Origin of the sequence: Kitasatospora sp. MY 5-36, from assembly GCF_001182915.1 — a bacterium.
Lineage (GTDB): Bacteria > Actinomycetota > Actinomycetes > Streptomycetales > Streptomycetaceae > Kitasatospora.
In genome coordinates this window covers 1-7,180 of the sequence record NZ_LFVW01000584.1, presented here as the reverse complement: position 1 = coordinate 7,180, position 7,180 = coordinate 1, and the positions used below count along the sequence as shown (strand labels likewise).

Annotated in this window: 7 protein-coding genes; 4 read left to right on the top strand and 3 right to left on the bottom strand. The window is 76.3% G+C overall.

What is annotated here, in order from left to right; translation table 11 throughout:
• From AE652_RS30795 to AE652_RS30785, 3 genes are all read left to right on the top strand, one after another.
• Positions 1–927: amidase (locus tag AE652_RS30795; RefSeq protein WP_049657445.1), on the top strand; the 927-nt coding region annotated here is incomplete at its 5' end.
• The gene (locus AE652_RS30790) at positions 924–2,165 is read left to right on the top strand and encodes an MFS transporter (protein WP_063780322.1); all 1,242 of its coding nucleotides are present in this window, start codon (positions 924–926) and stop codon (positions 2,163–2,165) included. The genes AE652_RS30795 and AE652_RS30790, both read left to right, overlap by 4 nt.
• A gap of 43 nt (positions 2,166–2,208) precedes the next feature.
• The gene (locus tag AE652_RS30785) at positions 2,209–2,877 is read left to right on the top strand and encodes an FCD domain-containing protein (protein WP_234348598.1); all 669 of its coding nucleotides are present in this window, start codon (positions 2,209–2,211) and stop codon (positions 2,875–2,877) included.
• Between the two features lie 86 nt (positions 2,878–2,963).
• Here the strand turns inward: AE652_RS30785 and AE652_RS30780 are convergent, their stop codons facing one another.
• The 3 genes from AE652_RS30780 to AE652_RS30770 all read right to left on the bottom strand — a co-directional run bounded on the left by AE652_RS30780 (position 2,964) and on the right by AE652_RS30770 (position 6,530).
• Complete coding sequence (locus AE652_RS30780) at positions 2,964–4,262, bottom strand: styrene monooxygenase/indole monooxygenase family protein (protein WP_063780321.1); 1,299 nt, start codon at positions 4,260–4,262, stop codon at positions 2,964–2,966.
• A 154-nt stretch (positions 4,263–4,416) separates the two neighbouring features.
• Positions 4,417–5,169 (bottom strand): thioesterase II family protein, encoded by a 753-nt coding sequence (locus AE652_RS30775; protein WP_049657441.1) that lies wholly within the window; start codon positions 5,167–5,169, stop codon positions 4,417–4,419.
• A 152-nt stretch (positions 5,170–5,321) separates the two neighbouring features.
• Positions 5,322–6,530 carry a serpin family protein gene (locus tag AE652_RS30770; RefSeq protein ID WP_049657439.1) on the bottom strand — a complete coding sequence of 403 codons (1,209 nt, stop codon included), beginning with the start codon at positions 6,528–6,530 and terminating at the stop codon, positions 5,322–5,324.
• A 283-nt stretch (positions 6,531–6,813) separates the two neighbouring features.
• On the opposite strand from AE652_RS30770, the gene AE652_RS30765 reads away from it, so the two are divergent.
• Positions 6,814–7,020, top strand: a complete 207-nt coding sequence (locus tag AE652_RS30765) for a hypothetical protein (protein ID WP_049657437.1) — start codon at positions 6,814–6,816, stop codon at positions 7,018–7,020.
• The last annotated feature ends 160 nt before the right edge of the window (positions 7,021–7,180 follow it).

The window sequence follows — 7,180 nt, the reverse complement described above, 5'->3', positions numbered from 1 at the left end:
GGCTCGGTCCGGATCCCGGCCGCCGCCTGCGGCGTGGTCGGCCTCAAGCCCAGCCGGGGCCGGGTGACGACCGCCCCCGGCACGGACGCCTTCGGGCTGGCCACCGCCGGCCCGCTGGCCCGGACGGTGCTGGACGCGGCCCTCCTGCTGGACGTCATGGCCGGCAGCGTCCCGGGCGACGGCAGCACCCTGCCCGCCTCCCCCGCCGGCCACTTCAGGGCCTGCGCCGAACGTGAGCCCGGCCCGCTGCGGATCGGCGTCCTGCCCCGGACGGACGGGTGGCACCCGGAGGCCGCACTGGCCTCCCGCCGCACCGCCGACCTGCTCGCCGACCTCGGCCACCGGGTGGAGGAGGCCCCGCCGTTCGACCCGGCCGAGTACGTGCCGGACTTCAGCGTGCTGTGGAGCGTGCTGGCCGCCGCCGTGCCCGTCCCGCCGGAGCGGGAGGACCGGCTGCTGCCGCTGACCCGCTGGCTGCGCGCCCGGGGCAACGAGCACAGCGCGGTCCGGCTGGCCGCGGCGATGGCCTCGCTGACCGCCACCGCCCGGACGATCTGCCACCGGTACGACCGCTTCGACGCGGTGCTGAGCCCCACGACGGACCAACCGCCGCTGCCGGTCGGGTCGTTGGCCGACCCGGACGACCCGGAGCGGACCTACGCCCGGATGCTCGCCGTCACCCCGCGTACGCCGGTGGCGAACCTCACCGGCCGGCCGTCGATCAGCCTGCCGCTGCACTGGACCCCGGACGGACTGCCGATCGGCGTGATGCTGACCGCCCGGCTCCACCAGGAGGGCCTCCTGCTCTCCCTCGGCGCCCAGCTGGAACGGGCCCGGCCCTGGCACCACCAGGCCGCCCGGCAGGCGGCCGTCCTGGAGCGGGCGACCGGGCAGAACACGGCGCGGCCCGAGCGGGGGACGCGGTGAAGCGCGGACAGCTGGCCTTCCTGACCGGCACCCACATCGTCAACGACCTCTACCAGGGCGCCGTCCCGGCCCTGCTGCCCTTCCTGATGTCCCAGCGGCACTACAGCTACACCGCCGTCTCCGGCATCGCCCTGGCCGCGAGCGGCCTGTCCAGCGTGGTCCAGCCGCTGTTCGGCCTGCTGGTCGACCGCCGCCCCCGCGGCTGGCTCATCCCGGCCGGCTTCCTCACCGCCGCGGCCGGGATCACCGGCGCCGCCCTCGCCGACAGCTACCCGCTGACCTGGCTCTTCGCCGCGCTGGCCGGCATCGGCATCGCCGCCTACCACCCGGCCGCCACCAACCAGGCCCGGGTCGCCGGCGGACAGTCCCAGCGGGCGATGAGCCTGTTCTCCGTCGGGGGCACCCTCGGCGCCTCGCTGGCACCGGCCCTGGTCACCCTCGTGGTCGGCGCGTACGGCCTGGGCGGCAGCTGGCTGCTGGCCGTCCCGGCGCTGGTGACGGCCCTGCTGTGGGCCGCGCAGGGCCGCTGGCTGCGGTACCGCGGCCACACCCCGGCGACCCCGTCGGCCGCCCGGGGCGCGGCGACGAGCGCCCACCGCGACGACTGGCGGGCGTTCGGACGCCTCGCCGCGACCACCGTCGCCTGGTCGATCCCCTACGTGACCGTCACCTCGATGCTCGCCCTCCACATCCAGCGCGACCTCCACGGCTCGACGGGAACCGGCGCCGCCGCACTGACCCTGCTCACCCTGGCCGGGGCAGCCGGCACCCTGCTCGGCGGCTGGCTCGGCGACCGGCACGGACGGATGACCCCGATCCGCACCGGCTACCTGCTGGCCGTCCCCGCCCTGGCCGCCGTGGCCTTCGCACCCTCCGTCGCGGTCGCCATGGCCGGCGCGGTGGCGTTCGGACTGGCCATGTTCCTGCCCTTCGCCCCGCAGGTGACACTCGCCCAGGACTACCTGCCCACCCGGCCCGGCACCGCCAGCGGGCTGACCCTCGGACTCGCCATGTCCGTGGGCGGCCTCGCCGCACCGGCGCTCGGCGGCCTGGCCGACGCCCACGGCCTGCGGACCGTCCTCGCCCTGGTCCTCGGCGTGCTGGCGCTCGGACTCGGCTCCGCGCTGCGGCTGCGCGACCGCGTACTGCCGGAGGCGGGGCCGGAGCAGGGGCCGGAACCGGCCCCGGAACGGGTGAACGAGCAGGCCGCCACGGGTGCGGCACCCGGAGGACGATAGGGTCGTCCTCATGACTGTTCGCCCGGTACGCCATCGCTCACTGGTGGAGGAAGCCACGGCCGAGCTGCGCCGACTGATCGGCACGGGCGAGTGGCCGGTCGGCAGCAAACTGCCCGGTGAGGTGGAGCTGAGCCGACTCCTCGGAGTCGGCCGGACCACCTCGCGCGAGGCGGTCCGGGTGCTGATCGCCGACGGCCAGCTGCGCGCCCGTCAGGGCTCGGGCACGTACGTGGCCGCCGCCGCCCCGGTCTCGGAGTTCGACCGGGAGCTGCGGCGCTCGGAGGTCTTCGACGTGTACGAGGTCCGGGCGGCGCTGGAGGTGGAGGCGGGCCGGCTGGCCGCGCAGCGGCGCACCGAGGCGGACGTCGCCGCGCTCCGGGCGGCGCTGGCCGCCCGCGACGCGGCCGCCGACCCGGCCGAGCTCGTCGAGACCGACCTGGAACTGCACCGCCAGGTCGTCCGGGCGGCGCACAACCCGGTGCTCATCCGCCTCTTCGACTCCTTCGTCGACGCGCTGCGCGAAGCGGCCGGCCACGTGGTGGCCGACAACCGGCTCCACGACGGCGTCGAAGCGGAGGGCATCACCCACGCGCACCGCACCCTGGTCGAGGCGATCGCCGCGGGCGACCCGGACGCCGCCGTCGCGGCGACCCAGGCCAACCTGGACCACACCCTCGACAGACTGCGCGCCACGGGCACCGGCCCGCGCTGAGCCGGCCGCACCCGCGCCCGACCGCCTCGGGCCCGGAAGGCCGGTGTCCGGTCGTGCTGTCGTTAGGCCCCCGGGTCCGGCGGTTCCTACCGACAGGAGCCGCCGGACCCGTCCTCGTCGCCGAGCCGAACCTGGCTCCCCGCTGAGGAGTTGCCCACCGAGGCCAGGTAGGCGGCGGTCAGCTCGGGGGTGGCCAGCCAGGCGGCGTAGTCGCGCGCTTCGGCGTAGGTGTTGGCGAGCCGGCGGCCGACCTCCGGGTGTTCGGCGGCGGCCGCGAACACCCCCTGGAGGTGGTCCGGCACGGTCAGCATCGCGGCGGTGAACTCGACGCTGTGGCGGGCCTGTTGCTGCCAGAACCGCTCGGCGGTGCGGCACATCCAGTCGGCCGTGTACGGGGCGTCGCCGTGCTCCACGACGGCCCGGCGATAGGCCTCGGCCGCCCGGGCGGCGTTGTTGGCGCCCTGCCCGGCGATCGGGTCGGTCACCACCACCGCGTCGCCGAGGCCCAGCACGTGGACGGCGTCCACGCCCGAGCCGAGCTCCGCCACCGCGCGCCGGACCACCGGGGTGACCGCGCCGAACAGCCCGGCCCCGGCGTCGGTCGGCTCGGCCCCCGTCCAGAGCTCGGCTTCCCAGGGCAGGTACTCGGCCAACAACTCGCGGATCCGGGCCAGTTGGACGTCCGGCGGCGGGGCGTCGCCGAACGCGTCCAGCGGTCCGCCGGGCAGCGCCTCCCAGAGCAGGATGTCGCAGGGGCCGGAGAGGGTGAGCGCCGGCTGCAGGTACAGCTCGCCGAGGCCGGGCAGGGCGTTCATCCGGGCCCTCGGCCCGGCGGCTGGGTCCGGCGAGCCGACGCCGTGCGCGTACAGGCAGGACAGCGCCCGCTGCGGCCCGTCGAACGGCGAGCGGCCGGCGTCGCGCTCGAAGATCCCGGACAGGGCGCCGCGGCCGGCCGCGACCACGGTCAGCTCGTGCCGACGGGCCAGCTCGTGCAGCCCGCCGCGGTCCAGCGTGCGGTACTCGACCACGCCGCCGCGCTCAGCCAGCAGTTCCAGCCAGCCGGCCAGCTTGAGCCGCTGGTCCACCGACTGGGCGGGCTCGTCCAGCGTCATGGTGTACTCCAGCGCCCGCACGCCGGGGGGCGCCGCCAGCACCGCCTCCACCGAGGAGACGGCCGGTGCCCGCTCCGCCCAGAGGTCCAGCCCGGCCGCCGCCTCGATCCGCAGGGCGGGGCCGAACATCGCCTGGGTGGACAGCACCCGGCCGCCGCGCAGCTGCTCCGGGGTGCGCTCGGCGACCAGCGTCACCCGGTACCCGTCCGCCACCAGCCCGAGCGCGAGTTGGAGGCCGGCCTGGCCAGCTCCGACGACGGCGATCCGGCGCACGCTGCCTCCTGGTGGTCTGTTGACGGTCCGTCAAGCAGGCACAGTAGTCGAGCGGGCGCGCTCCGGTCACCGGTGGCGGGCGCATCCGTTCGAAGGAGGCGGCGGCGTGCGGACCGCGCCGCCGCCCCGGCAACCCGGGGTGCCCCGGGCCGGCTCAGCCGCGCAGGTGCGCGGTGAGCACCTCCACCACGTCGTGGGTCCGGTCGGCCAGGTAGAAGTGCCCGCCCTGGAAGACCCGCAGGTCGAAGGGGCCGGTGGTGTGCCGCTCCCACTGGCCGACCTGGTCGACGGTGGCGTGCGCGTCGGACTCCCCCGCCAGGGCGGTGATCGGCAGCGACACGGTCGCGTCCGGGGTGCTGCAGTAGGTCTCGACGGCCATGTAGTCGGCCCGCAGGCTCGGCAGGACCAGCTCGCGCAGGCCGGGCACGGCGAAGATCCGGTCGTCCGTGCCGCCGAGCGCGGAGATCTCGGCGAGCAGTTCGTCGTCCGGCAGCTGGTGGACCCTGGTCGTCCGGGGCAGCGAGGGCGCACGGCCGGCCGAGACGACCAGCCGGTCCGGTCCCCGTACGCCGTCGCGCTCGAAGCAGCGGACCGTCTCGAAGGCGACGGCCGCGCCCATGCTGTGCCCGAAGAAGGTGAGCGGCCGGTCCGCCCACTCCCGCAGCTCCCGGGCGAGCTGCTCGGCGAGGCCGGTCACCGAGCCGATCGTCGGCTCGCCGATGCGGTTCTGCCGGCCCGGGTACTGGACGGCGAGCACATCGGCGTGCGGCGCCAGCGCGTTGGCGTACTCCAGGTAGTAGCTGGCCGAGCCGCCGGCGTGCGGGAAGATCACGATCCGGGCGGGCGCGGAGTCGGACGGGTTGAATCTGCGGAACCACGGATTCTCGACGACGGCGCTGCTGGACATGCGGGGTGCGACCTCTCTCCGTGACGGACTCTGCAGGCCCCAGTCTGGCAGTGCCGGGCCCCGCCGCGGGCGCGAAGTGACGATCATGACCCTCCGGCAGGCCGGTTCTCGCCGGTGCCCCGCCGGCCGCCCGGGCCTGCCTGCCAGGAGGTTCAGGCCCGGACACCGGTCGCGGGGTCCGGGTCGGTGACCCAGCCCGCGGCCAGGAGCAGACCGGAGGTGCGGTGGACGGCGAGGAAGCCGAACGGCCGTCCGAAGCCGGCCCGGACGATCCGCCGCAGGTACGACGGGCGCGGGCGCGCGGCGCCGCTCCCGGCGACTCCGAGGGCGGTCACCGAGGCGGCCCGGAAGCCGTCCGGGCCGAAGGTCGCGGTGGCGCGCTGCCGGGCGCCGTCGATGAACAGCGGTTCCGCTCCGCCGAGCCCGGGCAGGCGGTGCTCGGTCTCCGAGCGGGTCCCCAGTGTGGCCAGGCCGAAGAGGTCGGGGCGGGCGAGCAGATCGTGGTCGGCCCCTACGGTGAACCGCGGGACGTCCACGGCCAACAGGTCCTCCGGCTCGTACCGCCGGATCAGGTCGATCGTCAGGCCGGGGCCGGGGGCGCCGACGGGCAGGCGGTCGGCGGTGGTCCGGCCGTGGCGCCCGCTCAACGCCTCGATGCCGGTGGCCAGCACCCGGCCGGGCGACGCGCCGGGCTCGCCGAGCAGCAGATGGACACTGATGTCCCCGTACCCGTGCACCCGCACTTCGGTGACGAGCCCCGTCGGTGACTCCAGCACGGCGGCCCGGTCCAGCAGGCAGGTGTACCGCGACAGATACCGGACGGGCCTGCCCCAGGCGTCCGCCGGACCCTCCGGCGGGCCGTCGATCTCGTCGAACGGCCGGATCCAGTCGGTCCGGACGGTGAGCGCCGCGGCCAGCACCAGGCGGGTCTCCCGGTCCAACCGCACCGGCATGGCGTCGATCAGACCGCCGGTGGCGCGGGCGGCCCAGGCGTCCAGCCGCGCCTGGTCCTGCCGGACGTCACCGGAGAGCCGCCCGTGTACGCCCGCCGGCAGCCCGGCCGGCCACTCCGGGCGCAGCCGCAGCCGCTCACCCGTCCAGAGCCCGAGGGCCGAGCCGACCGCCGGGATGCCCTCCAGCAGACCGAGGAGTTCCCGGGCCCGCTCGGCGGCAGCCTCCGGCGGCAGACCCAGGGCCTGCGTCAACTCACCCTGGACGGCGGGGCTTCCGGCCGGCGCCAACAGGCCGAGCAGCGGCCAGACACCGGCCGGCATCAGGACCGTCCCACCCTCCGGGTCGACCTGCCCGACCCAGCGCGCGCCCAGCGCGTTGACCACCCTCACGGCCTCGGCCCGACTCATCCGCCCCCCTGCGCTCGACCGTCCGGCACGCCGCCGAGGGTAGGCCCGGGCCCGGGTGGGAGGCGACCGGTTTACCGGCACTCCCGGCCGCCAACGCCCGCTCCGGGAAGGCGGGTTCCGCCGTCCCCCCTTTCCGCTGTCGACCTGATCCGATCCGTGTCAGCATGGCCGCATGAGCGAACCCGACGACTGGATCACCATCGCGGCGTACGAGAACCTGCCCGGCCGCCCGACCCCGCCGGCCGCCCTCCGCGCTTGACTGCGCGACCGGGGCATCGACTGGATGCCCATCGCCGCGGAAGCGGTGCGCAGTGACCTGCTCTGCGGGGTCGGCCCGGACGGCCGTTGGCACGGCTGGCTCGAGGTCCGGGTCCACGCCGACGCCCTGCGGACGATCGGGCTGCACCCCGAGCAGGCGTCCGCGGTCGTCAACGGATCTTCCCCGCCCGGCTGGTGGCACGCCGAGGCCGAGCGCCGGGCCCGTCGGTGACGGCGGCCGCCGGCCCGGCTCAGCCCGCCGCGCCGAAGCGGACCGTCTCGGCGCGGGAGCGGGAGGCCGCGTCCAGTAGCAGGACGGACGAGGCCTCCGGGGTCGGCATCGGGCCGCCGGCGCGCACGTGCCGGGTGAAGGCGGCCAACAGCCGCTCCAG